Source organism: Arthrobacter sp. YAF17 (assembly GCF_052113365.1).
In the GTDB taxonomy this organism is placed as follows: domain Bacteria; phylum Actinomycetota; class Actinomycetes; order Actinomycetales; family Micrococcaceae; genus Arthrobacter.
Map to the genome: position 1 here is coordinate 24,994 of NZ_JBFRDB010000017.1, position 23,550 is coordinate 48,543.

Here is a 23,550-nt window from a genome sequence, read left to right on the forward strand (position 1 = left end):
AGCCCGGAAACGCGGGCGGCCGTGCCGCAGACGCTGCCTCAGCCGGTGCCTCAGACCTGAGCGCCGAGGCGCTGGCTGATGACGGTCGAGACGCCGTCGCCGCGCATTGTGACGCCGTAGAGGGCGTCGGCAACTTCCATGGTGCGTTTCTGGTGGGTGATGATGATGAGCTGGCTGGATTCGCGCAGCTCCTCGAAGATGGTGATGAGCCGGCCCAGGTTTGTGTCGTCGAGGGCGGCCTCCACCTCGTCCATCACGTAGAACGGTGAGGGCCTGGCTTTGAAGATCGCGACCAGCAGGGCCACCGCGGTCAGCGACCGTTCGCCGCCCGAGAGCAGTGAGAGCCGCTTGATCTTCTTGCCGGCCGGACGTGCCTCGACCTCGATGCCGGTGGTGAGCATGTCGGAGGGGTCGGTGAGGACCAGCCGGCCCTCACCGCCGGGGAACAGCCGGGCAAAGATCCGGACGAACTGCGCAGCGGTGTCCTCAAAGGCCTCGGCAAAGACCTTCTGGACCCGCTCGTCGACTTCCTTGATGATGTCCAGCAGGTCTTTGCGGCTGGACTTGAGGTCCTCGAGCTGGGTGCTGAGGAACTGGTGGCGTTCCTCGAGGGCCGCGAATTCCTCAAGCGCCAGGGGGTTGACCCGGCCCAGGGCGGACAGGTCCCGTTCGGCCCGTTTGAGCCGTTTCTCCTGTTCCTCGCGGACGAAGGGTTTGCCGGCCACGATCTCGCGTCCGTCCTCGTCCACCGGGGCGCGCAGGGCCGCCCATTTGTCCGCCGATTCCGCGGCGGGCACGGGAACGGGCTGGTCCGGGCCGAAATCCGCCACGAGCTGGTCGGGGGTCAGTCCCAGCTCCTCGACGCTCCTGAGCTCAAGCGCTTCGATCCGGAGCCGCTGCTGGGTGCGGGCCAGTTCGTCGCGGTGCACGGAGTCCGTCAGTTCAGCCAGTTCGCGGGCCAGCGCATCGTTGCTGCTGCGCACGGCGGCCAGCTCCGCATCCATCTGCTCCTTGCGTTCCTCGGCGCTGTCCCGTTCCTGCCGGGCGATTTCCACCGAGACATCTATGAAACTGATCACCTGGCCGACAGCGGCGGAGACGGCTGCGGCGCGTTTGGCCTGGAGCCGGCGGCGGTGTGCCCGTTCGGCGGCCTCCTCCCGGGCGCGCCGTTCGGTGGCGGCTGCGCGTTCGAGCGACGACGCACGGTTGCGGGTGGCCGTGAGCTGTTCCTCGGTGCTGCGCAGGGCAAGCCGGGCTTCCATTTCGGCGGTGCGGGCCAGCGAAGCAGCCAGGGCAAGGGCGTCACGGTGTTCCGGCGAGGGTTCCTCTTCGGCCGGTGCCTCCTGCGCGGCGGCGAGCCGGGCCGCCACGGCTGTGAGCGCAACCTGATCGCTGACGATGTTGGCCTCGGCCTTGGCGAGGGAAGCTGCGAGCCGCTCGCTTTCGCCGACCGCGCTGCGCAGCACGGAGTTCAGGTGCCCCAGGCGTTCGGCGACGGCCGCCAGCCGGGCATCCGACTCATGGAGTTTCTCCAGGGCGGCATCGGCGCGGTCCTGCGCCGCGGCCCGCCGGGCCTGGGCGGCGGCCAGGGCGAAGCGCTGGCGTTCCAGCTCGGCGGTCACCGAGGCAAGCCGTGCCGAGGCGTCGTCGACGGCGGCCTGCACCTCAATCAGGGAGGGGGCCTTGGCGGAGCCGCCGCTGACCGTCAGCGCCGTGAAGACGTCCCCGGACCTGGTCACAGCGGTCAGCTCCGGGTGGCCGGCAATCAATTGCGCCGCGTCATCCAGTCCTTCGACGACGGCGATGCCCGCCAGCAGTCCGGGCAGCGGCAGGCGGGAGGCTGCGTCCTCCGGCACGGACGCCGTGACCAGGTGGGCGGCCCACCGCGCGCCCTCGGGAGCCTCGGCACCGGAGTGCGGCGGGGCTGCCGTTGCGCCCGCCAGCAGCAGGGCTGCGCGGCCGGCGTCGTCGTCTTTCAGCCGCTGCACGGCGGCGGCCGCGGCCCCGCCGTGCTGCACGACGACAGCGTCGGAGGAGGCGCCGAGGGCCGCCGCGATGGCGGCCTCGAAGCCTGGTTCAACCGTGATCATGGACGCCAGGGAACCAAGCACCCCGGAGATCCCCGCGCCAAGGACGTGGCCCGAGCCGTCCTTGCGGTTCAGGCCGAGCTGGAGGGCGTCGCGGCGGGCAATAAGCGCGCCGCGTTCCCGTTCGCCCTCCCGTTCGGCCGCCTTCAGCGCGTCGATCTCGGCGATGATGGCGTCGAGAGCCGCGCTGGCGTCCTCGTATTCGGCGTCGAGGGTTTCCTCGCCGTCCTCCACTCCGGCAACCTGGGATTCGAGGGCGGTGAACTCGCTGTGGGCCTGCCTGCGGCGTTCCTCCCCCGCTTTGAGGGATTCACGGAGCCTGCCGAGTTCCGCCTGCGCCGACTCCACCCGGGAGCGTGCTGCGCCGACCTGCCCGGCAAGTTTCGCCAGGCCCTCGCGGCGGTCCGCGGCGGCGCGGAGCAGGGACGCAAGCCGCTTGTCCTCGGCGGCTGCGGCCTTTTCGGCCTCCTGTTTGGCGGCCGTGGCGGCGTCCAGGGCGCTGCGGCGCTCTCCGATCTGGTGCTCCAGCCCGGCCTGTTCCGCCCGGACGGCGGCGGCCTGCCGGTCGAGCTTGTCCGGGTCGCGGCCGGAATCAGGGACGTTATCGGAGGCCCCGAGCAGCCGGCGCCGCTCCTCTGCGAGCGAGCCGAGGGAACGTAGCCGCTCGCGTCCCGCGGAGAGCTGGTACCAGTCGTCACGGGCGGCGCTGAGTTTGGGCGTGGCCTCGGCGGCGAGCTGTTCGAGGCTGGCCTGCCGCTGCCTGCCGTCTTCCAGTTCCTGCCCGACGACGCCGCGACGGGCTTTGAGTGCGCTCTCGTCCGCTACGTCCTGGGCCAGGGCCGATTGGAGCTGGACCAGGTCGTCGGCGAGGAGCCGGGAACGCGCGTCGCGGACGTCGAACTGGACGGTCTGCGCGCGCCGTGCCACTTCCGCCTGCTTGCCCAGCGGCGTGAGCTGCCGCCGGATTTCACCGGTGAGGTCGCTGAGCCGTGCGAGGTTGGCCTGCATGGCTTCTAGTTTGCGGACGGTTTTTTCCTTGCGGCGGCGGTGCTTGAGGATGCCGGCGGCTTCTTCGATGAAGCCGCGCCGGTCCTCCGGGGTCGCGTGAAGCACCTTGTCCAGCTGACCCTGGCCAACGATCACGTGCATTTCCCGGCCCAGGCCGGAATCGGACAGGAGTTCCTGGATGTCCAGGAGGCGGCAGCCGGCACCGTTGATCGCGTACTCCGAGCCGCCGGTGCGGAACAGGGTGCGCGAAATCGTGACTTCGCTGTAGTCGATCGGCAGGACGCCGTCGCTGTTGTCAATAGTGAGTGAGACGTGGGCGCGGCCCAGCGGCGGGCGGCCGGACGTGCCCGCGAAGATAACGTCCTCCATTTTGCCGCCGCGAAGGGTCTTAGCGCCCTGCTCGCCCATCACCCAGGCAAGGGCGTCCACCACATTGGACTTGCCGGAGCCGTTGGGGCCCACCACGGCGGTGACACCTGGTTCGAATTCGAAGGTCGTCGCCGAAGCGAAGGACTTGAATCCCCGGACGGTCAGGCTTTTGAGGTGCAAGGTGTTTCGGTTCTCCTGGCTGGCGGAAACGGCTGTTCCTGCCCCAAATCTACCGCCATCACGCCAAATTCAGCGGATTTAGGCTTTTCCCAAGGAAATCCTTTGCGGCGCTTCCGAGCCCAAACATAGGCTGGCGGGAAGAGTTGCCAGACAACTCGGGCCGGCGGGCTCACGCCGTCCCGACGTGGGAGAACGCAGTTCCGCGTTCCGCCACTGGCTTAGGGGACGTGTGGCTGGCAACTCAGTGTAGGGACAACTGAAAACTTGGTTCGCTGCCCCGGGGGGGTGCGGCACAGGGCGGTACATCACGTTCCGGCCCGATACCGCCACCGCGTACTCACTCAGGAGTTCACATGTCCGTATCTTCAGCCGGTCGCACGCTGAAAGCTCTCCGCCGAGTCGTCCTTCCCCTGACGGTCGCCCTTGTTGCAGCGCTCTTGCCGGTCGCCGCCGCGCCCGCACTGCTGCCGACTGCGAGCGCCGCGGATCCCTGCGCGCCGGTCCTGAACGCCGTGGCCTGCGAAAACTCCAAACCCGGAGCGCCACCTGAGGAATGGGACATAACCGGCGCCGGCGATGCGGACATCCAGGGGTTTTCGACCGAGATCAGTGTCAACGCGGGTCAGCCCATCAAGTTCAAGGTGGACACCACCGCGCCCAGCTACACCATCCGCATCTACCGGACCGGCTGGTACCAGGGCCTCGGCGCCCGCAAGATTGCCGACGTCACGCCGTCGGCCTTCCGGCAGACCCAGCCGCAGTGCCTCTCCGACGTCACCACGGAACTCTACGACTGCGGGACGTGGGCGGTGTCCGCGACCTGGCAGGTCCCCGCGACGGCGGTCTCCGGGGTCTACACTGCCTTGCTGACCCGGCCGGACAACGGCAACCAGAGCCACATCACGTTTGTGGTCCGCTCGGACGGCAGCCATTCCAACGTTGTCTTCCAGACTTCCGACACGTCCTGGCAGGCCTACAACGGCTATGGCGGCTCCGATTTCTACCACGGCGCCCAGAACGGCCGGGCCTACAAGATCAGCTACAACCGTCCCGTCAGTACACGGGACGGCATAGACGGCCGCGACTTTTTCTTCAGCAACGAGTACCCCTTGGTCCGTTTCCTGGAGAAGAACGGCTACGACGTCAGCTACATCAGCGGGGTGGACACTGACCGGAACGGAGCCCAGCTCCTCAACCACAAGGTCTTCCTCTCCGTGGGCCACGACGAATATTGGTCCGGCGCCCAGCGGGCCAATGTGGAGGCAGCACGCGACGCGGGCGTGAACCTGCAGTTTCTCTCCGGCAACGAAATGTACTGGCGGACACGGATGGAGCCTTCGCCTGTCGATGGAGCGGCGGGCCGCACCATCACGTCCTATAAGGAGACCTGGGCCTACGGCAAGATTGACCCCAGCACGGAGTGGACCGGTACGTGGCGCGATCCACGGTTCGCCGCCCAAGCCAACGGCGGCGGCCGGCCCGAGAACGCTTTGACTGGCACGATGTACATGTCCAATTTTACGGATTTGCCCATCACTGTTAGCGCCGCCGAGGGAAAGTCACGTCTCTGGCGCAACACCACCCTCGCGACGCTCGCCGCGGGGAACTCCGCGGAATTGGCGCCGCACACAGTGGGATACGAATCCAATGAGGATGTGGACAACGGGTTCAGGCCCGCGGGGCTGATCCGCCTGTCCACCACTACAGGGCCAACACCGCAGTATCTGGCGGATTTCGGGAACACGGTACAGGAGGGGACCACCACCCACCACATGACCATGTACCGCGCCCCCAGCGGGGCGCTGGTCTTTTCCGCGGGTACCGTGCAGTGGACGTGGGGCCTGGACCAGGAGCATGACGGGGACGGTGCGCCCGCGGATCCGCGGATGCAGCAGGCGCAGATCAATCTTTTGGCAGACATGGGTGCCCAGCCCGCCACCCGTGACACCGCGCTTAAGGCAGCGTCAGCCAGCAGCGATACGGCAGGTCCGACCGTGGCGATGTCGTCTCCGGCCGAGGGAGCCACGATTCCGCACGGCACGTCCGTCACAGTGTCCGGAACGGCCAGCGACGTCGGCGGCATCGTGGCCGGAGTCGAAGTCTCGACCGACGGCGGAAGCAGCTGGCATCCTGCCCAAGGCAGGCAAACCTGGACTTACACCTATATTCAGAACGGCCTCGCCACGGCCAGCATCAAGGTGCGCGCCGTGGATGACAGCGCCAATATCGGCACTCCCCTCACCCGCAACCTCCAGCTCACCGGACCGTACTCGGTCTTCGGCCAGCAGGTGCCGGATGCCCCTGATTCCCAGGATGGAGGGGCCTATGAGCTTGGCTTGAAAGTCACTCCCAGCGTCGGCGGCTTCATCACTGGAGCCCGCTTCTACAAGAGCGCCGCGAATACCGGAACTCACACCGGTTCGCTGTGGAATGCCACCGGGCAGCGACTGGCAACAGCCACGTTCACTTCGGAAACGGCGTCCGGCTGGCAGCAAGTACTCTTCAGCCAGCCGGTTGAAGTCACCGCCGGGCAGCAATACGTCGTCTCGTACACCGCTCCCGGCGGCCACTACGCCAGCGAAAACTACCAATGGGCCAGCTCTGGCCTGACCGACCCGCCCTTGACCGTTGCCGGTGGGTTTGGGAGCCCTCAGGCCGGTGTGTACGGGGTAGCGGGTTCGTTTCCGACAAACAGTTACCAGAACGGCAACTACTTCGTCGATGCCCTGTTCGACACCGTCGACACGTCGGACCTGACCGCATCCGGACAGTGGCCGATGGACGGCTCATCGAGCGTCCCGCAGGCCACAACGGTGGGTGCTGTCTTCTCCAAGACCGTCACGGCTCCGACCCTCAAGTTGACGATGGCGGAAACCGGGACGGCGGTCGCGGGAACCACCGCCTACGACAACACAACGCGAAAGCTCACCTTCACCCCCGCAGCCGATTTGGAAACGGGCACTAATTACACCGCTACGCTCAGCGCCACGGACCAGAGCGGCGGCTCCGTGACAAGCGGCGCCACGTGGTCCTTTACAACGGTTGTCTCGCCGCTGGTGCCAGGCAGTTGCCCCTGCAGCCTTTATGATGACTCCGTCGTCCCGGGGATCCAGGAGGTCCGGGAAGGTGTGCCACTGACTCTGGGAGTCCGTTTCTCCAGCACTACCGCCGGGACCGTCACCGGCGTCCGTTTCTACAAGTCTGCCGGCAATAGCGGCACTCACACCGGCACCCTGTACACCGCGTCCGGACAACAGCTCGCCAGTGTCACTTTCGCAAATGAGAGTACGTCCGGCTGGCAGACGGCCAACTTCAATCAGCCCGTTGCCATGGCGGCGAACACTGAGTACATCGTGGCCTACAAGAGCATTACCGGAACATACTCCGCGACAGCGAATGGCTTAGCGTCCGGACTCAGTGTCGGGAATCTGAGAACCCCGTCCGCCGCAGGTGCGTACTCCTACAGGCAAGATTTCGCCGGTGACCGTTCCAGCACCAGCTACCTTGTTGACGTGGTGGTCCAGTATCCTGATCTGCCGTTGGTGGCCGGCGAGCAGACGCCGCTTCCCGGCTCGTCGAGCGTCGCCTTGGACTCCACTGTCTCCGCGGTGTTGTCCAAAGCCGCGGCGGGCTCCAGTGTGGCAGTGACCTTGACCGGTCCCGGCTCTGTCGATGTTCCAGGTTCGGCCACTTATGACCCGCCGACAGGCAGGGTCGCCTTCACACCGGCGGCCCCACTGAGCCCCGCGACAAGGTACACAGCGACAGTGGCGGCGACGTCGACGACGGGACAACCGCTCAGCGCCGGCGGTACGTGGACCTTCACAACCGTTCCACCCCCTCGGCCCGACGGCGTCTGCCCGTGCTCGCTGTACCAGGACACCGTGACTCCCGGCGTCCTGGAATTCAATGAAGGGGTGCCCCTGACGCTCGGCGTACGGTTCTCCACCACTTCGCCCGGCCAGATCACGGGCATCCGCTACTACAAATCCGCGGGCAACACCGGACCCCACACCGGGGCCCTATATACCGCCTCCGGCCAACAGTTGGCGGCAGTCACCTTCACCGATGAATCCACGTCCGGCTGGCAGACCGCTTCATTCAGCCAGCCCGTGGACATCGCAGCGAACACCGATTACGTGGCCGCCTACCGCACTCCAGCCGGGATCTACTCGGCGACGCCGGCCGGTTTTGGTTCCGGAGGCACTACCGGACCGCTGCGCACCACCTCCGACTCCGGGGCATTCAACTACCACGGCGACTTTCCGTCGCATTCTTGGACCTCCAGTTACCTCGTGGACGTGGACTTCGTCGTGTCGGTGCCGCCAGTCAACGTGACATCCCAGCTGCCGGCGGCAGACTCCGTCGGCCTCCCGCTGACATCGAAACCGACGGTGACGTTGTCGGCGTCTATCCAGCCAGGCTTCACGTTTGAACTGTCAGCCAATGGTGCCGGCGTCGCCGGCACTTCCACCCTTTCGGAGGACGCCAGGACGATCACATTCTTGCCGGCACAGCCACTGCCAGCGGCCACGGTGATTTCCGCCAGCGTCAGTCATGTCGTCTCGGTCGAAGGCGCCGAGCTGGCGCCGCTCAGTTGGCAGTTCACCACTTCCGACCCCACCGGCCCGGAGCAGTCGCTGTTCGGCCCGCTGCTGCCGGCGGTACCCGCCGCGTCCGGGGACACTTCCTCGATTGAGCTCGGCACCGCCTTCTCAGTGTCAACGGCTGGCAGTGCGACGGGCGTGAGGTTCTACAAGGGCCAGGGGAACACCGGAACACATGTCGGTTCGCTGTGGAATGCCGCCGGGGAGCGATTGGCACAGGTGAGTTTCTCGGACGAGACAGCCACCGGCTGGCAAACAGCCACGTTCCCGGCCCCCGTCGCGCTGGAACCGGGTCAGACCTACGTGGTGTCGTACCTGGCTCCGAATGGCAACTATGCCTACACCCCGGCGTTCTTCTCGGAACCGTGGATCAATGGCATCCTGTCGGCGCCAGGCCCGAACAACGGCCGGTACCAGTACGGGTCCGGCGGTTCTATGCCGTCGAACTCCTGGAACGCCACCAATTACTTCGTCGACGTCGTCTTCGCACCCGCATCCCCCTGACCTCCATCGATTGCTCCACAACTGCCCTTCGCCAGGCCCAGGCAGCGACTCAGGCCGGGCGCGGGGCTCAGCGATGTGGGCTACGGGCCCTGAGCGCGTCGCCGTTCCCCCTGGAGCGCTCCTTGAGGCGGCCGTGTTGCCTTGTTCTCCTGCATCCGCTGCTCCCTAACTGCCCTTCTGAGGCTTGAAAACGGCAGTTATGGAGCAGTCGGCGGGTGGTAACCGGTCAGCGCACCACTGACGGGGACCAGGCGTGCTCGATGTAGAGGGAGGGGCGGGACGCCGGATCCGCGTTGATCTGCCAGATATCGCTGTCACCGGCGGCGCCGTCGCGGGCGACCCCGTAGAGCAGGGTCTGGTTGTCCAACCATTCGACCTGGTCGTCCATGCTGCGCGGCTCGGACAGTACGGTTTCCTGCCCGGTGGCCAGGTCCAGGAACGCGACACGCCAATGCGGGGTCAGTGTTCCCCCGGTGTTCTTCTTGTACGCGATCCGGGTGCCGTCGGGAGAAAGCGAAGGGCACTCCACGCCGTCGTGGATTGCCGTGAGCGTGCGCGCCGACATGCTCCCCTTGACCAGCCAGATGCGGCCCGATGATGCCGCAGTCGCGTAGAACGTGTCGCTATCGCCCGGAGCGAAGGTCACACCCCAGATGTTGCGGTCCGCCGCCGTGATCCGGGTGCCGTTGACCATCAGCGCGAAGTCCTCCAGGTTCCCGGTTCCGCCGCCGCCCTGCGCCCCGGTAACGGACGTCTCGGTGGAGAAGCCCGCAGTACCGTAGGCGTGTCCCGAGACAAACACCGTGGTGGATACCAGGGAGCCGTCCGGGCTCATGCGTGTCCGGCTGGGAATGCCCGGCAGGGCCCAGCTCCTGGTCGGCTGCCATTCCGCGTTCAGCAGGACCGCTTCGAAGCTGGTCACGAGGCCGCGGTTGGTCTTCAGGCAGACGATGTTCTGCAGCGTGCCGTACACCCTGTCGCAGGCCACCGCCGCCAAAGACCGCGCACCGGCGGGGTCGGACAGCGGGACGGTGCCGATTGTTCCGTAGCCCTGGCCTGGCGCGGTATTGCGGAAAATGACTGAGGCCTTCGTCAGCACGGCGGCGCCGGATGCCACCCGTGCCGTCGATACCGCCGCCTTGCTCTCCTGGAAGCGACCGAACGCGGTCGCGGCGTAGGCTCCGGCGGCGGCGATGACCAGTGCCGTGATGACCAGCAGAATCCCCCAGCGCACCCTGCTCCCGGCGGGGGTCAAGTTGCCGGCCTCAGCAGCATGCCGCCACGCAGGATATACCAGGACGCCACGACGCCGGCGGCAAGGCAGGTGCCCACCACCACCATCGCAACGGCGGGACCCAGCGCGAACCACAGGACACCAAAGCCCACGGAGGCGGCCATCCGGCTGAGCGCCACCACCGTCTGGGCGGCGCCAAGCCCGGTGGCAAGTTTGTCCGGCGGTGTCAGTTGGCTCGCCAGCGCCGACAGCACGCCGTCGGTCGCGGCGTAGAAGGCACCGAGCAGAACCAGGCAGGCAACGGTCGGCCCGAATCCCCCGATCGGCGCCGCGGCCAGCAGGTAGCAGGCCAGGAGGGCGACGTGCCCGATGATAAAGACCCTCGCCTTCCCCCAGCGGTCCGCGAGGCGGCCCAGCGGAATGGCGAGGAGCAGGAACACCACATTCGTGCCCACGTAGAGCAGGGGAAACCACTGCACGGCGAAGGAGTCCCGGTCCTGGAGCACCAGGTAGATGAAGCCGTCCCCCACCGTCAGCAGGCCCAGAATTCCGGCGGCAACCAAGAGCCGGCCAAGTCCCGGCTCACGCAGCAGGCGCCAGCGGAATCCCCACGCCGGCCGGGTTTTGCTGTCCGGCCGCACGCTGTCCGGCTCCCCCGCGCCCCTGCCCGCCCTGTCAGTCCGACGGGTTCTCAGGTTCGGCACCAGGAGAGTCAGCACGGCCACACCGATGACGGCGAAGGCCAGGGACACAACAAACACGGTGCCGTACCCGTTGGGGATCAGCATGAGGATAAGGAAGGCCAGCAGCGGACCGCCCGCAGCCCCGATATTGTCCAGCATCCGGTGCACTCCGAAGTGCCGCGCCAGATATTCAGGCTGGGCTGACACCGCGATCAACGCGTCGCGGGGGGCTGTGCGGATGCCCTTGCCAATGCGGTCTGCCGTGACGACGGCGGTCAGGGCCCAGAATCCGCCGGCGAACAGGAGGCCGATCCGGGCCAGCATGGAGAGGCCGTACCCTGCGACCGCCACGCCTTTGGGGCGCCCGATGCGGTCGGAAGCATAGCCCGCAGCCATCCGGACAATGGCGCTCGCGCCCTGGTTGATTCCGTCGAGAAATCCGAACGCAATGGTGGACAGGCCGAGGAACCCGGTGATGTACAGGGGCAGGATGGCGGACACGGATTCGGACGAGACGTCGGTGAGCATGCTCACCACGCCCAGCCAGATAATCACCGGCGAGAGACGAAAGGGCCTTTTCAGGGGTTCGACCGCACCCGGCTCCAACGCCTGCAGGTCCCTTTTGCCGCCGTTGCGGTCCGACATGGAGATGTACATGGCGCTACCCCCCTGCCGCCGTGTGCAGATTTCCCAGGAGCATGAACCGTGTGCCGCCCGTGCCCGTGGTTGAGGCCGTGAGGGTCACCGAATCGGCACCCCGGCTGAACCGCAGCGCCCGTTCTCCGGCCGCGGCAGGCACGGGTTCAGACCAGAACCCCGCGCCGCCCAGGACCTGCTGGAAGTGCCCCGCCACCGAGTCCTGGCTCAAGCCGGCGATCGCGTCGGCGGCCACCTGCAGGGTTCCCTCGGCTGGGGAGACCGACGTCGAGACCACCACTGTTCCCTCCGGAAACCGGAGGGCGTCCACGGGAAACCCGTCCACGATTTTGCCTTGGGCGGATGCCGCCGCCGGCAAGGGCGCGCTGATGAGCGGCGCGGGCGGCGAGGGCATGGGCAGCCCGGTAGGAGTCGCGCTCACCGGCGGAAGGACTTCACGGCCCAGAGGGACGGCGGCCGAACCATCGGTGGAACCGCCGGTCGGGCTGGGCGCACCATCGCCGGCCCCTGCTGGGGCCGCTCCCGGAGCCGCTGCGTCAGTCGTGCCTGGATCCGGGGTGGAGCCGGCGGGCGGCGGACTGCTGCCTGCCGGCGCCGGAGCATGCGACGCCGAAGGCTCTCCGGCCGTCATCTGGTCCAGCACGACGGCGGTGCCTCCCAGGATCGCCGCCACGCCGACACCCGCGATGACGAGACGCCTGGCTTTCACCGGCTGTTCCCGGCCCGGACGAAAGCCTTGACTAAGACCATGGTTGTAATTCCCCTAGCACCCATCGCCACAGTCTTTCAGCGCGATGTTGGGAGCGTAAGAGTAGTACTACTTGTTTTCCGGGCGTCCGCTACCAGCGTCCGTTCCGCGGCCGGGGCTGGCAGACCGGGCACGTGTAGGAAGAACGGTTCATGAACTGGTCACGCCGGAGGATACTGACAAGGCCTGCCTCGGCGCAGCGACGGCATTCCTTGCCCTCCCGGCCGTAGGCGTTGAGGGAGCGGTCGAAGTAGCCGGACGCGCCATTGACGTTGACGTACAGCGAGTCGAAGCTGGTGCCTCCGGCCGCGAGGGCGTCGGTCATGACCTCGCGCGCGGCGTCGAGGACCCGCTCGGCTTCAGCCCGCCTGAGGGTGTCCGTGGGCCGGGCGAAGTGCAGCCGCGCCTTCCACAGCGCCTCGTCCGCGTAGATGTTGCCGATTCCAGAGACGAGGCCCTGGTCCAGGAGGGCGCGTTTGAGGCCTGTCTTGCGGGTCCGGAGACGGCGGTAGAACTCATCGAAGGAGAAGCAGGGGTCCAGCGGGTCCCGCGCGATGTGCGAGGCTTCCTCGGCAATAAGCGGCAGGGGCGTTTCAGCGAGACCGCCGGGACCGCCGTCGGACGTGGGGATCAGCGAGGTGAGAAAGAGCCCGCCGAAGATCCGCTGGTCAACGAACCGGAGCTGCCCCGGCATGCCGTCAGCGGGGCTGAGGCGCAGGCGGACTTTCAGGTGCTTCTCGTCCGGCACACCCGCGTCCTGCATCAGCAGCTGCCCGGACATGCCCAGGTGCGCCATAAGCGCCACCGCGGGCGTGGAGGATTCGGCTGCACCGTTCCCGGAACCAGCCGCGGGGGTGTCCGTCAGCGGCATCCAGAGGAATTTTCCGCGCCGGACCACGTCCAGAACACGGGCCCCCTCAAGGTTGCCGGCGAAGTCCTCAGGGCCAAGCGCGTGCCGGCGGACGGAGCGCGGATCCACCACCTCAACAGCGGTGATGGTCCGGCCCCGCACCCAGCTCACCAGGCCGCGGCGGACAACTTCGACCTCGGGCAGTTCAGGCACGGTGTGCGCCTAGGCGCCGGTCTGGGACTGCAGCTGCTGCGCGCCGGGCGCAGCCGCTTCGGCCGGCGCGGCAGCATCCGGAGCAACAGTCGACGGCGCCGACAGCCTGCGCCACGCATCCGCGGCAGCTTCCTGCTCGGCTTCCTTCTTGGAGTTGCCCGAGCCGGTGCCGTAGTCGTTGCCGCCGATGCGCAGGATCGCTTCGAAGGTCCGGGCGTGGTCCGGCCCGGAGCCCTCCACGGCGTAATTGATCGTCCCGAGCTGACGGCTCGCCGCCAGCTCCTGGATGCTCGTCTTCCAGTCGGTGCCGGCGCCAAGCGCGGCAGCATCCTTCAGCAGCGGCCCGATCAGGCGCATGACCAGCTGGCGTGCCGTCTCGATGTCGTTGGAGATATAGGTGGCACCGATCAGCGCCTCCATGGTGTCTGCGAGGATGGACGCCTTGTTTTTGCCTTCGGTGAGCTTTTCGCCCTGGCCGAGGTAGATGTACTCACCAAGACCGATGCTGCGGCCAATGCCCGCGAGGGCCCGGGTGCTGACGACGGCGGAGCGGCGCTTGGCCAGCTCCCCCTCGGGCAGGGTGGGGTTGTCACGGTACAGCGCGTCGGTTACCGAGAACCCCAGAATGGAGTCGCCCAGGAACTCGAGCCGTTCGTTGGTGGGGATGCCGCCGTTTTCGTAGGCGTAGGAACGGTGTGTGAGCGCAAGACGAAGCGTCCCGGCGTCAATAGTGACACCGAGACGCTTCAGAAGCTCTTCAGTTGAAGACATCTTAGTCAGCCAGTTGGCGGATTAGACGTCTGCGACCTTGCGGCCCTTGTATTCAAGGAACAGCGCGGTGCCAGCCGAGTCGGTAACGACCTTTGCCTGGTGCGGCAGGCTGTACGTGACCTGGCCGTTCTCGACAGTCTTCACCAGGTGGGGGGCAGTTGCCTTCCACTGGGAGCGGCGGGCGCGGGTATTCGAGCGAGACATTTTCCGCTTCGGGACAGCCACGGCTAACTCATTTCTCTCTAGTCCAACACTTACAAATCAGTTTTGCCGGTCAGGCTTAGCCAAGTCAGCTAGGGCAGCCCAGCGAGGATCTACAACCTCGTGGTGATGCCCCGGCTCGTCTTCCAGGCGAACTCCACATTCGGAGCAAAGGCCCTGGCAGTCTTCCCGGCACACCGGCTGGAACGGCAGCATGGTTACAACTGCGTCCCGCAACACCGGCTCAAGATCGATTAGATCGTGCTCGACTCGACGTTGCTCTTCTTCGTCTTCTTCATCCGAGAACTCAGCGTCCTCGTAGAAGAAAAGTTCTTGCACATTGACCTCAAGGTCATACGCAAGGGGATCCAGGCATCGGCCGCACTCGCCGGTTACTCCGACGTTCGCGGTACCTGATACCAAAATTCCTTCGTGTACGGCCTCCAGCCGCAGATCCAGCTCGACATCCGAGCCTTCCTGCACGCCAATGAGTGCCACACCAAGATCACCCGGTGCGGGTACATGTTCCGTCAGCGTCCGCATGCTTCCCGGACTGCGTCCGAGGTCCTTGACGTCGAACGCCAAGGGCGAACTAGCATCTCGTTTAATGAGAACTCCTGTTGAACATATGACCGACGTACTATCTTAGCCTGATCTTCCGGGCGGACTCAAACCGGGGCACGCCTGCGGTTCACACCGCAGTCCAGCCCCGAAACGGGCCGCGCAACCGGCAGCAGGCCGCCGAGTACCGATCAAGCTTACCCTCTGCGCGGCTAGTCCTGGACCGGCCCGCCCGAGTGCAGCCGTTTCAGCACCGAACGGGGCACAAACTCGGACACATTGCCGCCGAGCGTGAACACTTCCTTAATCAGGGTCGAGGACAAGTGCAGGTAGTGGCTTTCGGCGGGCAGGAAGACTGTCTCGACGCCGGTGAGCTGCCGGTTCATCGTCGCCATCGGCAGTTCATAGTCGAAGTCGGAGGAGGAACGGAGGCCCTTGACGATCGCGGACACTCCCCGCCGGCGGCAGTACTCGGCGAGGAGTCCCTCCCCCACCGGTTCCACCACGATTCCCTGCAGGGAGGCCAGGGTTTCCTTGGCCATGTCGATCCGCTCTTCGAGCGTGAAACGGTATTTTTTGGCGTAATTCGTGGAGACGCCCACGATGACCTCGTCAAAGAGGCCAGCGGCCCTGGCAATGACTTCCAGGTGGCCGTTGTGGATGGGGTCAAAGGAGCCAGGGCATACGGCGCGTCTCATGCTCCGAACCTACCGTATTGGTGCCGCGGGCCGGGATAACATGGCGGGATGTCAGCATCGAACATTCCCTTCGCCGTGTCCGGGGACGTGGTCCTCGTGACGGGAGCCGCCATGGGCATGGGCCGCCTGTACGCCCTGCGAGCGGCCCGCGAGGGCGCCGGCGTCGTGATTCTCTGGGACGTCGACGCGGACGCTCTGGCGAAGACCGCCGCCGAGGTCACCGCCCTCGGGGCGCGCGCCGTCGTCCGGCAGGTGGACCTCGCCGACCGCACGGCGATTGCCGAGGCCGCGTCCGAGAGCAGGGCGGAAGGTCCACTGACGCTGCTGGTCAACAACGCCGGAATCGTCCGCGGCGCGCTCTTCTGGGACCACAGCCCGGAGCGTGACATCGCCCTGACCATGGACGTCAACGCGCTGGCGCCGATGTACGTCACCCACGCGTTCCTCCCGGACATGATGGCCGACGCCGGCCGGCCGCGCCGGATCCTGAACATCGCTTCCGCCGCCGGTACCGTGTCCAACCCGAGGATGAGCGTCTACGCGGCCTCCAAGTGGGCCGTGATCGGCTGGAGCGACTCGCTGCGGCTGGAACTCGAACAGCAGGGCTATGGCCACCTCAAGGTCACGACGTTCTGCCCCAGCTACATCTCCACCGGCATCTTCGACGGCGCCCGCGGCCCGCTGCTGACTCCCCTGATGACTCCGGAGGACGCCGTGGACCGGGCCTGGCGGGCCACCATCGCCGGACAGCCGCAACTGATCGCCCCCGCGACCGCGCAGCTGGGCAAGGTCCTGCGCGGCATCCTGCCCGTGCGGGCCTGGGACTTCGTGGGCGGGAAGGTCTTCGGGATCTACTCCACGATGGACAAGTTCACCGGGCGGGACCAGAAGGCGGGTACCCGATGAACTCCCCCCTGCAGTTCCCCTGGCAGCGGACCGCGACCGGCGCCAACCTGCTCTCCCCCGACGGCACGCTCGGCGTGACCATCTTCGAGGAGATGACCACCCTCGCACTCCAGACCGGTGCCATCAACCTGGGCCAGGGTTTCCCGGACGAGGACGGCCCGGTGGAGATCAAGGCTGCCGCGCAGGCCGCCATCGCCGCCGGAGCCAACCAATACGCCCCCGGCAAGGGCATCCTGGAGCTGCGCGAGGCCATCTCGTTCCACCAGGAGCGCTTCTACGGCCTGAAACCCGATCCGCAGACGGAGATCATCGTCACCACCGGCGCCACTGAGGCCATTGCCGCCTCGCTGCTCGCGCTCGTGGGCCCCGGCGATGAGGTCATCACCTTCGAGCCGTTCTACGACTCCTACGGCGCGATCATCGGCCTGTCCGGCGCCCGCCACGTCACAGCCCCGCTGCTGGCTCCGGATTTCCTGCCGGACCTGGACGCCCTCGAAGCGGCGTTCAGCAGCCGCACCAAGGTGGTGCTGCTCAACAACCCGCACAACCCCACCGGCGCTGTGTTCCCCCGCGGGGTGCTGGAACGCGTCGTCGAGCTCGCCGCCCGGCACGACGCTGTGATCATCAGCGACGAGGTCTACGAACACCTCACGTTCGGTGTCCGCCACATCCCGGTGGCCACCCTGCCAGGCGCAGCGGAGCGCACCCTGACCATCTCCTCCGCCGGGAAGACCTTCTCTTTTACCGGCTGGAAGATCGGCTGGCTCTGCGGCCCGGAGCACCTGGTCTCGGCCGCCCGCACCGTCAAGCAGTTCCTGAGCTACAGCTCCGGCACCCCGTTCCAGAGCGCCATCGCGGCGGGCCTCGCCCTGCCGGACGAGTTCTACGCCGGCATCGCCGACACCCTCCAGCTCAAACGCGACATCCTCAGCGAGGGCCTGCGCGCCGCCGGGCTGGACGTGTACACCCCTCAGGGGACGTATTTCGTGAACGTGGACACCGCGCCCCTGGGCATCACCGACGCACTGGACCTGGCCCGCCGGCTGCCCGCGCTCGTGGGCGTCGCAGCCATCCCTGTGTCCGTGTTTTGCCATCCGGAAGGCGCCGAACGCACCCGGAGCCTGATGCGGTTCGCATTCTGTAAGAGGATTGACGTCCTGCAGGAGGCCGCCGAACGGCTCGCGACACTCCGCGACATCCTCTGATGACGGACACACCAGCAGCCTCCCGCTTCCTGCGCACCACGGGCCAGCACGCCACGATCGAGCCCGATGCCTTCACCGAGGGCGGTTTTGTGCTCAGCATTGGCGGGGCGGAACAGTCCCACGTCAATCTCTCGGACCCCTCGGACATCTTCTACGAGTACCTGCGCCGGATCGGCCACGTGGTGGATCTCGCGGCGCCGTGGGGCGAACCCATCACGGCCCTCCATCTCGGGGCCGGAGCCCTGACGCTGGCCCGCTATATCCAGGCCACACGGCCGGGGTCCGTGCAGTACGCCGTTGAGCTGGAACGGGAGCTGCTGGACTTCGTACTGCAGCAACTCCCCCTGCCCGGCGGCACCGAGCTGCACACTCTCATCGGCGACGCGCGGGACGCCCTGGCCGAGCTGCCGCCGGAGCTGCGCTTCGACGTCGTGATCCTGGATATCTTCTCCGGACCGGAGGCGCCGGAGCACATCGCGCGCACGGAGTTCTACCTTGAGGCCGCGGCGAAACTCAGTCCCCGCGGGGTGCTGATCGTCAATGTGGGCGACGAGCCGGGACTCACCCTGGTGCGGAGCCAGGTGGCCGCGCTGCGCCGGGCGATGGCCGACGTCGGCGCCTTCGCCGAAGCGGGCATGTTCACCGGCAGGTATCCCGGCAACATCATCCTGACCGGGACGCAGGGGCCGTGGCCGGAGATGTGGACTGCGGCGCTGACCGCCCGCGGGCCGCACCCTGCGAAGGTGCTGTCCGGCGTCGCGCTGGATGCCCTCACCGGGTAGTCGGGGTGGCCGGGCTGCTCCCCCAGGGAGGACATGTCCAGTCCTCGCGCCCAGGACCGGACATAACCGGAATATGTCCATCCGCCGACCCCTGCGCGGGGCATGTCCCGGGCTCGGGTGTCAGGTGCGGTGGCCGGGCTGCTCCCCCCGGGAGGACATGTCCAGTCCTCGCGCCCAGGACCGGACATAACCGGAATATGTCCATCCGCTAACCCCTGCGCGGGGCATGTCCGGGCTCCGGCGGCTGGTGCGGCGGCCCCGCCGTGGCGGGACTAGGTACCCTCGGGGTCCTCTGGCTGATCCGGCTCGTCCTCCGGGCCCTCCTCCACGCCGGGTTCGGCGAACCAGAGTTTCGTCTCCCCGTACTTGCGTTCCGCGAACCGCTCCAGTCCGTCCGGCCATGACGGCTCGGGGGCCCGGGATGAACGCTCGGCGACGACGACGGCGCCCTCGGCCAGGTGCGGGAGCAGCTTGGCCAGCACCACGGCCAAAGCGGGTTCGTCGAGGGGGTAGGGCGGATCTAGGAAGACGAGGTCCCAGAGGATCCCGGCCTGGGTCCGGTCCAGGAACGATTCGACCTTGGAGCGGTGCACGGAGACCACCTTGTGCCGAGCCACCGCGTTGACGAGGTCCGCGTTGCGCTGGCAGACCTCGCTGGCCTTGCCGTCGAATTCCACCAGGTCCACGGCCTTCGCGCCGCGGCTGGCGCTTTCCACGCCGAGTGACCCGGAGCCGGCGTAGAGGTCCAGTACCCGGGCGTCGGCGATGACCTCGAAGGCGTCCAGCCGGGAGAAGAGCGCCTCCTTGACCCGGTCCGTCGTCGGGCGGGTCAAGGATCCGGGGACGCTGACCAGGGTGGTTCCGCCCGCGGCGCCCGCAATGATGCGGCTCATGGCCGTGCCCCCTGAGACACATGCACGAGTGACTGGTTTCTGTTAGCCGCGTTCAAGGAACGCCTCCTTTTCCGGATTGAGGTATTCGTCGATCGCCGCGGCGAGTCCGGGGTGGGCGCCCAGGGACGGGTCGCCGCCGACGATCTGCCAGGCATCCTGCCGTGCCCGGGCGATCACGTCCTCGTGCTCCAGGACCCGCAGCAGCTTCAGGGTGGACCGGCCGCCGGACTGGGAAGCGCCCAGGATGTCGCCTTCACGGCGCAGCTTGAGGTCCTCCTGGGAGAGCTCGAATCCGTCGGTGGTGGCCGCGACGGCTTCGAGCCGGCGCCGGCTCGGGTGGCCGGGTTCCAGCGTGGTCACGAGCAGGCAGGTGCCCGGCAGGCCGCCGCGGCCCACCCGGCCGCGGAGCTGGTGGAGCTGGGAGATGCCGAAGCGGTCCGCGTCCAGGATCACCATAAGCGTGGCGTTGTGGACGTCCACGCCCACTTCGATCACCGTGGTGGAGACCAGCAGCTTGGTCTGGTTGGCGGTGAAGGACGCCATGGTCTCGGACTTGAGCACCGGGTCCTGCCGGCCGTGCAGCGGGGCCACCGTCACGCCGGCCAGCGCCGGTTCGTCGCGGAGCTGTTCGACGACGCCGGTCACCGACGCCAGTTCGCGCGCCCCGTTGTCGCCTTCGAGGTCCGCGGCGGACGGTTCGGCCTCCCCGGGACTGAAGTCGCCGTCGTCGTCAGTGCCGATCTTGGGGCAGACCACGTAGACCTGGTGGCCGGCGTCGATCTCCTCCCGGGAGCGGCCCCAGAGGCGGCCGAGCCAGGCGGGGTGCTCGGCAAGCCCCACGACGTGCGTGATGATCGGTGCGCGGCCGGCGGGGAGCTCGTCCAGGATGGAGGTCTCGAGGTCCCCGAACACGGTCATGGCCACGGTCCGCGGAATGGGCGTGGCGGTCATGACCAGCAGGTGCGGGGGTTTGCTCGCCTTGGACCGGAGGACGTCCCGCTGTTCGACGCCGAAGCGGTGCTGTTCATCGACCACGATCAGGCCGAGGTCGTAGAAGGAGACGTTTTCGCTCAGCAGCGCGTGGGTGCCGATGACGATCCCGGCGGTGCCGGAGGCGGCGTCCAGCATGGCCTGCTTCCGGGCGGCGGTGGGCATGGAGCCGGTCAGCAGCGAGACCTGGACGGCGTCGGAACCGAGGCCCCCCAGCAGGCCGTCCCGGGACAGCGGCCCGAGCGTGCGGCGGATGGACTCGTAGTGCTGCGCGGCGAGGACCTCGGTGGGGGCCAGCAGGGCGGCCTGTCCCCCGGCATCCACCACCTGCAGCATGGCGCGCAGGGCCACGATCGTCTTGCCGGACCCGACTTCGCCCTGAAGCAGCCGGTTCATCGGCGAGTCCTGGGCGAGCTCCGCGGCCAGCGTTTTGCCGACGGCGGCCTGGCCGGCGGTCAGCGTGAACGGCAGCTGCCGGTCGAAGGCGGCCAGCAGTCCCTCCGCAACGGGCCGGCGGGCGGTGGCCTCCTCCGCGGCGAGCTGGGCGCGGCGCCGGGCCAGAGCCGACTGGAGCACCAGGGCTTCCTGGTAGCGGAACCGGTCGCGGGCGCGCTGCCAGTCCGGGGGCGTCTGCGGGGCGTGGACGAGCCGGTACGCGTCCGCGACCGGCAGGAATTTCTCCCGCGCGGCAATCCCGGCCGGCAGCGGGTCCGGCAGTGCGTCCAGGTCCGCGGTGTCCAGCAGTGTGGTGACGACCTTCTGGATGGACCAGCTGGTCAGCTTCGCCGTGGCCGGGTACACCGGGATGGGCATGGCGGCGAGCTTCTCCGGGTCCATGCCAGGGATGTCCGGGTCCTCGTCCAGCAGCTGGAACTCGGGGTTGGTCAGCCCCAGGGAGCCGGCGTAGCGGGTGATCTTTCCGGAGAAGAGGGCGCGGCGGCCCGGCTGCAGCTCGGCCTTGGCCCGGAAGCCGTTGAAGAAGCTCACCTTCAGCGTGCCGCCGCCCATCCCGGTGCCCGGGGACGCGGCGTCGTCGGAAATCACGACGTCGGTCAGCGAACCGCGGCGGGCGCGCATAGACCGGGTGCTGCTGGAGACGACGCGGGCAATGAGGGTCACTTCCTCATCGAGCGGGACCTCGCTGATGGGAGTGAGTTCGCCGCGGTTCAGGTAGCGGCGGGGGAAATAGTTCAGCAGCCCGCCGACGGTGGTGATGCCGAGGTGCTTTTCAATGACCGCCGCGGAACGCTTGCCAATCCGGCGCTCCAGGCCGACGTGCAGTTCGGCGTTGTGAAGGTCAGCGTCCATGTCCGTCCGGGTTCTCCGGCACGGCGAGCTCGCTGACGCTGATGTCCGAGGGCACACCGAGGGAACGGATCAGGGTGACGGCCGGCTCGGCGTCGGGCACGTGGACGTGGACCCGCCAGCGGTAGGCGCCGGACTCGTCGGGGGCCCCGCCGACCTGGCTCATAATCACCGAGTCGCCCATTTCGTCGAGCCGCTGGCGCATCATGGCGGCGTCGAGCGGGGAAAGAGTGATGGTGCACATGACTTCCACGCCTTCGTCCCGCGGCATGCCGGCGTGGATGTGCGGGTCCTGGACGTTGTAGCCGTGCAGTCCGTCCAGCAGCTGGTCCTGAAGTTCCTCGCCGAGGACGGCGGAGCGGAGGCAGTCGAGGATCAGCAGCATTCCGACGCCGCCGGCATCCACCACGTGGGCGTTGTGCAGGGCCTCCAGCTGGTCTTCGGTGCGCACCACGGCCGCGGCGGCGGCTTCCACCGCGGCGTCCAGCGCCAGGCCAAGGGTGTGGTTGCTGTCGTCGCCGTCGTGCGCCGAGTCCACGGCGGCCGCGGCGCGGGCGGCGGCTTCCATCACGGAGAGCATGGTTCCGGGTACCGGGTCGCTCAACGCGGACCAGGCCCGGAGCTGGGCCCGGTTCAGCGCGCCGGCCAGCAGCGGAGCGCTCAGCCGGTGGTGGCCCGCGAGGGGCTCGGCGGCGGCGCAGAGGAACACGGCGAACAGCGTCCCGGAGTTGCCGCGGGCCTGTTCCATGGCGGTCTGGCCCGCCTGTGCGAGGACGGCGCCGACGTCGTTCTGGGCCGGATCCGGCGGGCCGAACGCATGCACCGGCGAATCCGGGCTGATCTGCGGCAACGCGGCGGTATCCAGGCTCTGGAGCGCCCGGGCGGCGGCGCGCACCGTCAGGTAGAGGTTGGTGCCGGTATCGCCGTCGGCGACGGGAAAGATGTTGATGGCATTCAGGCGGTCGCTGTGGTTTCCAAGGGTTGTTTCTGCCTTGCTCAACCACCGCTTCATCGCTTGCGCGTTGGCGGCAATTTTAGTCTGCAAAGTGATCCCATCCCACAGTGTCAGCGGGCCTGCCCGCTATTTTGACGCCCGTGCTGTCCGTTGGTGCAGGGGCTTCTACCGAGCCTATCGCAGTGAAACCGTGAGGCAGCTGAACGTCCGGGGGGAATGTGGCCAGCAGCCCGTGGTCCTCCCCGCCGCCCAGGACCCAGGCCATCGGATCCGTGCCGAGCAGTTCTGCGGCGGGCAGGAGCGGAGCCGCCAGTTCCTCCAATACCGCCGCGTCCAGGTTCAGGACCACGTGGCTCGCGGACGCCATCCGGTTGCCGTCGCGGACCAGCCCGTCGGAAATGTCCATCATGCCCGTGGCCCCGGAGTCCCGGGCCAGCGGGCCGGCCGCGAGCGGGGGCTGGGGCCGGCACTGGGTGTCCAGCAGCCCGCGCTGTTCCTGGCCCAGCGCCTCGACGGGTGTTGCCGATTCAAGCAGCGCGAGGCCCGCCGCGGCGCGCCCCACGGTGCCGGCCAGCGCCAGGGTGTCCCCCGGGCGGGCGCCGGAGCGCAGCACGGCGGCCCGGCCGTCCAGGGCGCCGAGGATTGCCACGCTGACGGCCAGTTCGCGGCCCCGGCCGAGGTCGCCGCCGGCCACGGCGCAGTCCGGGGCGCCCAGCTCCCGGATCGCCGCCGAGAGCCCGTCGGCGAAGTCCTCCACCCAGGCGACGCGCGTTTCCGGGGGCATGGTGAGGCTGACGACGAGGGAGGTGGCGCGGGCACCCATGGCGTTGATGTCGCTGAGGTTCTGCGCGGCGGCCTTCCAGCCGACGTCGTAGCCGGTGGTCCGGTAGCCGTTGTTCCACTGCAGCCGGAAGTCCTGGTCCGCCACCTGGGTATCGATGCTGAGGACGGCCCGGCCGTCCGGCGCTGCCACGATGGCGGCGTCGTCGCCCGGGCCCAGGATCAGCGACGGGTTGTTTTCCTGGCCGTAATGCAGGCGCGGAAAGATGCGCTCCAGGAGCTGGGACTCGGAGAGCTCCGCGACGGTCAGGGGCGGGGCTGTCTGTGGTGAAGCGTTCTGTGGCGAGGCGGTCAGGGGCGGTT

17 protein-coding genes are annotated in these 23,550 nt (G+C 67.9%); 4 read left to right on the forward strand and 13 right to left on the reverse strand.

Annotated features, from left to right (window positions below; all coding sequences use genetic code 11):
* Positions 1-50: 50 nt before the first annotated feature.
* Positions 51-3,644: a chromosome segregation protein SMC gene (gene smc / locus AB4Y67_RS14660; RefSeq protein WP_441406502.1), complete on the reverse strand. Its 3,594-nt coding sequence runs from the start codon at positions 3,642-3,644 to the stop codon at positions 51-53.
* A gap of 353 nt (positions 3,645-3,997) precedes the next feature.
* Here smc and AB4Y67_RS14665 point away from each other — a divergent pair, with 353 nt between their 5' ends.
* A complete protein-coding gene (locus AB4Y67_RS14665; RefSeq protein WP_441406503.1) occupies positions 3,998-8,755 on the forward strand; it encodes a DUF4082 domain-containing protein in 4,758 nt (1,585 codons plus the stop codon).
* A gap of 226 nt (positions 8,756-8,981) precedes the next feature.
* On the opposite strand, the gene AB4Y67_RS14670 is transcribed toward AB4Y67_RS14665, so the two are convergent.
* The 8 genes from AB4Y67_RS14670 to coaD form a co-directional block, all read right to left on the reverse strand.
* On the reverse strand, positions 8,982-10,010 hold the full coding sequence (locus AB4Y67_RS14670; RefSeq protein WP_441406504.1) for a TolB family protein: 1,029 nt from the start codon (positions 10,008-10,010) through the stop codon (positions 8,982-8,984).
* Positions 10,007-11,329, reverse strand: coding sequence for an MFS transporter (locus AB4Y67_RS14675; protein ID WP_441406505.1), 1,323 nt, complete (start codon positions 11,327-11,329; stop codon positions 10,007-10,009). Before AB4Y67_RS14675 ends, AB4Y67_RS14670 begins: the two co-directional genes overlap by 4 nt.
* Positions 11,330-11,333: 4 nt before the next feature.
* A complete protein-coding gene (locus AB4Y67_RS14680) occupies positions 11,334-12,038 on the reverse strand; it encodes a hypothetical protein (protein ID WP_441406506.1) in 705 nt (234 codons plus the stop codon).
* A 130-nt stretch (positions 12,039-12,168) separates the two neighbouring features.
* On the reverse strand, positions 12,169-13,140 hold the full coding sequence (gene mutM, locus AB4Y67_RS14685; RefSeq protein ID WP_441406507.1) for a bifunctional DNA-formamidopyrimidine glycosylase/DNA-(apurinic or apyrimidinic site) lyase: 972 nt from the start codon (positions 13,138-13,140) through the stop codon (positions 12,169-12,171).
* 9 nt (positions 13,141-13,149) lie between these two features.
* Positions 13,150-13,911 (reverse strand): ribonuclease III, encoded by a 762-nt coding sequence (gene rnc / locus AB4Y67_RS14690; RefSeq protein WP_441406508.1) that lies wholly within the window; start codon positions 13,909-13,911, stop codon positions 13,150-13,152.
* Positions 13,912-13,932: 21 nt separating this feature from the next.
* Entirely contained in the window at positions 13,933-14,136 is a 204-nt protein-coding gene (gene rpmF, locus AB4Y67_RS14695) for a 50S ribosomal protein L32 (RefSeq protein WP_009356569.1), read from the reverse strand.
* A 36-nt stretch (positions 14,137-14,172) separates the two neighbouring features.
* On the reverse strand, positions 14,173-14,697 hold the full coding sequence (locus AB4Y67_RS14700; RefSeq protein WP_441406509.1) for a YceD family protein: 525 nt from the start codon (positions 14,695-14,697) through the stop codon (positions 14,173-14,175).
* A gap of 188 nt (positions 14,698-14,885) precedes the next feature.
* Complete coding sequence (gene coaD / locus AB4Y67_RS14705; RefSeq protein ID WP_441406510.1) at positions 14,886-15,371, reverse strand: pantetheine-phosphate adenylyltransferase; 486 nt, start codon at positions 15,369-15,371, stop codon at positions 14,886-14,888.
* 48 nt (positions 15,372-15,419) lie between these two features.
* On the opposite strand from coaD, the gene AB4Y67_RS14710 reads away from it, so the two are divergent.
* The 3 genes from AB4Y67_RS14710 to AB4Y67_RS14720 are packed head-to-tail and all read left to right on the forward strand — an operon-like array spanning position 15,420 to position 18,264.
* Entirely contained in the window at positions 15,420-16,277 is an 858-nt protein-coding gene (locus tag AB4Y67_RS14710; protein ID WP_441406511.1) for an SDR family NAD(P)-dependent oxidoreductase, read from the forward strand.
* Positions 16,274-17,482 (forward strand): aminotransferase class I/II-fold pyridoxal phosphate-dependent enzyme, encoded by a 1,209-nt coding sequence (locus tag AB4Y67_RS14715; RefSeq protein ID WP_441406512.1) that lies wholly within the window; start codon positions 16,274-16,276, stop codon positions 17,480-17,482. The genes AB4Y67_RS14710 and AB4Y67_RS14715 overlap by 4 nt, the downstream gene beginning before the upstream one ends.
* On the forward strand, positions 17,482-18,264 hold the full coding sequence (locus AB4Y67_RS14720; RefSeq protein ID WP_441406513.1) for a spermidine synthase: 783 nt from the start codon (positions 17,482-17,484) through the stop codon (positions 18,262-18,264). Before AB4Y67_RS14715 ends, AB4Y67_RS14720 begins: the two co-directional genes overlap by 1 nt.
* A gap of 272 nt (positions 18,265-18,536) precedes the next feature.
* Here AB4Y67_RS14720 and rsmD read toward each other — a convergent pair whose 3' ends face one another.
* Genes rsmD through AB4Y67_RS14740 form a run of 4 tightly spaced genes read right to left on the reverse strand, consistent with a single transcriptional unit; the run spans position 18,537 to position 23,542 of the window.
* Positions 18,537-19,157: a 16S rRNA (guanine(966)-N(2))-methyltransferase RsmD gene (rsmD, locus tag AB4Y67_RS14725; protein WP_441406514.1), complete on the reverse strand. Its 621-nt coding sequence runs from the start codon at positions 19,155-19,157 to the stop codon at positions 18,537-18,539.
* A 42-nt stretch (positions 19,158-19,199) separates the two neighbouring features.
* Positions 19,200-21,455 (reverse strand): ATP-dependent DNA helicase RecG, encoded by a 2,256-nt coding sequence (locus tag AB4Y67_RS14730; protein WP_441406515.1) that lies wholly within the window; start codon positions 21,453-21,455, stop codon positions 19,200-19,202.
* On the reverse strand, positions 21,445-22,464 hold the full coding sequence (locus tag AB4Y67_RS14735) for a DAK2 domain-containing protein (protein ID WP_441406557.1): 1,020 nt from the start codon (positions 22,462-22,464) through the stop codon (positions 21,445-21,447). The genes AB4Y67_RS14730 and AB4Y67_RS14735 overlap by 11 nt, the downstream gene beginning before the upstream one ends.
* Positions 22,465-22,486: 22 nt before the next feature.
* Complete coding sequence (locus AB4Y67_RS14740) at positions 22,487-23,542, reverse strand: thiamine-phosphate kinase (protein ID WP_441406558.1); 1,056 nt, start codon at positions 23,540-23,542, stop codon at positions 22,487-22,489.
* Positions 23,543-23,550 lie beyond the last annotated feature (8 nt).

What these genes read in the sequence shown, in the direction of transcription:
- AB4Y67_RS14665 (WP_441406503.1), top strand. Translation starts at nt 3,998, where the DNA reads ATGTCCGTATCTTCAGCCGGTCGCACGCTGAAAGCTCTCCGCCGAGTC.
- AB4Y67_RS14675 (WP_441406505.1), bottom strand. Translation starts at nt 11,329, where the DNA reads ATGTACATCTCCATGTCGGACCGCAACGGCGGCAAAAGGGACCTGCAG.
- rnc (WP_441406508.1), bottom strand. Translation starts at nt 13,911, where the DNA reads ATGTCTTCAACTGAAGAGCTTCTGAAGCGTCTCGGTGTCACTATTGAC.
- coaD (WP_441406510.1), bottom strand. Translation starts at nt 15,371, where the DNA reads ATGAGACGCGCCGTATGCCCTGGCTCCTTTGACCCCATCCACAACGGC.
- AB4Y67_RS14710 (WP_441406511.1), top strand. Translation starts at nt 15,420, where the DNA reads ATGTCAGCATCGAACATTCCCTTCGCCGTGTCCGGGGACGTGGTCCTC.
- AB4Y67_RS14715 (WP_441406512.1), top strand. Translation starts at nt 16,274, where the DNA reads ATGAACTCCCCCCTGCAGTTCCCCTGGCAGCGGACCGCGACCGGCGCC.
- AB4Y67_RS14720 (WP_441406513.1), top strand. Translation starts at nt 17,482, where the DNA reads ATGACGGACACACCAGCAGCCTCCCGCTTCCTGCGCACCACGGGCCAG.
- rsmD (WP_441406514.1), bottom strand. Translation starts at nt 19,157, where the DNA reads ATGAGCCGCATCATTGCGGGCGCCGCGGGCGGAACCACCCTGGTCAGC.
- AB4Y67_RS14730 (WP_441406515.1), bottom strand. Translation starts at nt 21,455, where the DNA reads ATGGACGCTGACCTTCACAACGCCGAACTGCACGTCGGCCTGGAGCGC.
- AB4Y67_RS14735 (WP_441406557.1), bottom strand. Translation starts at nt 22,464, where the DNA reads ATGAAGCGGTGGTTGAGCAAGGCAGAAACAACCCTTGGAAACCACAGC.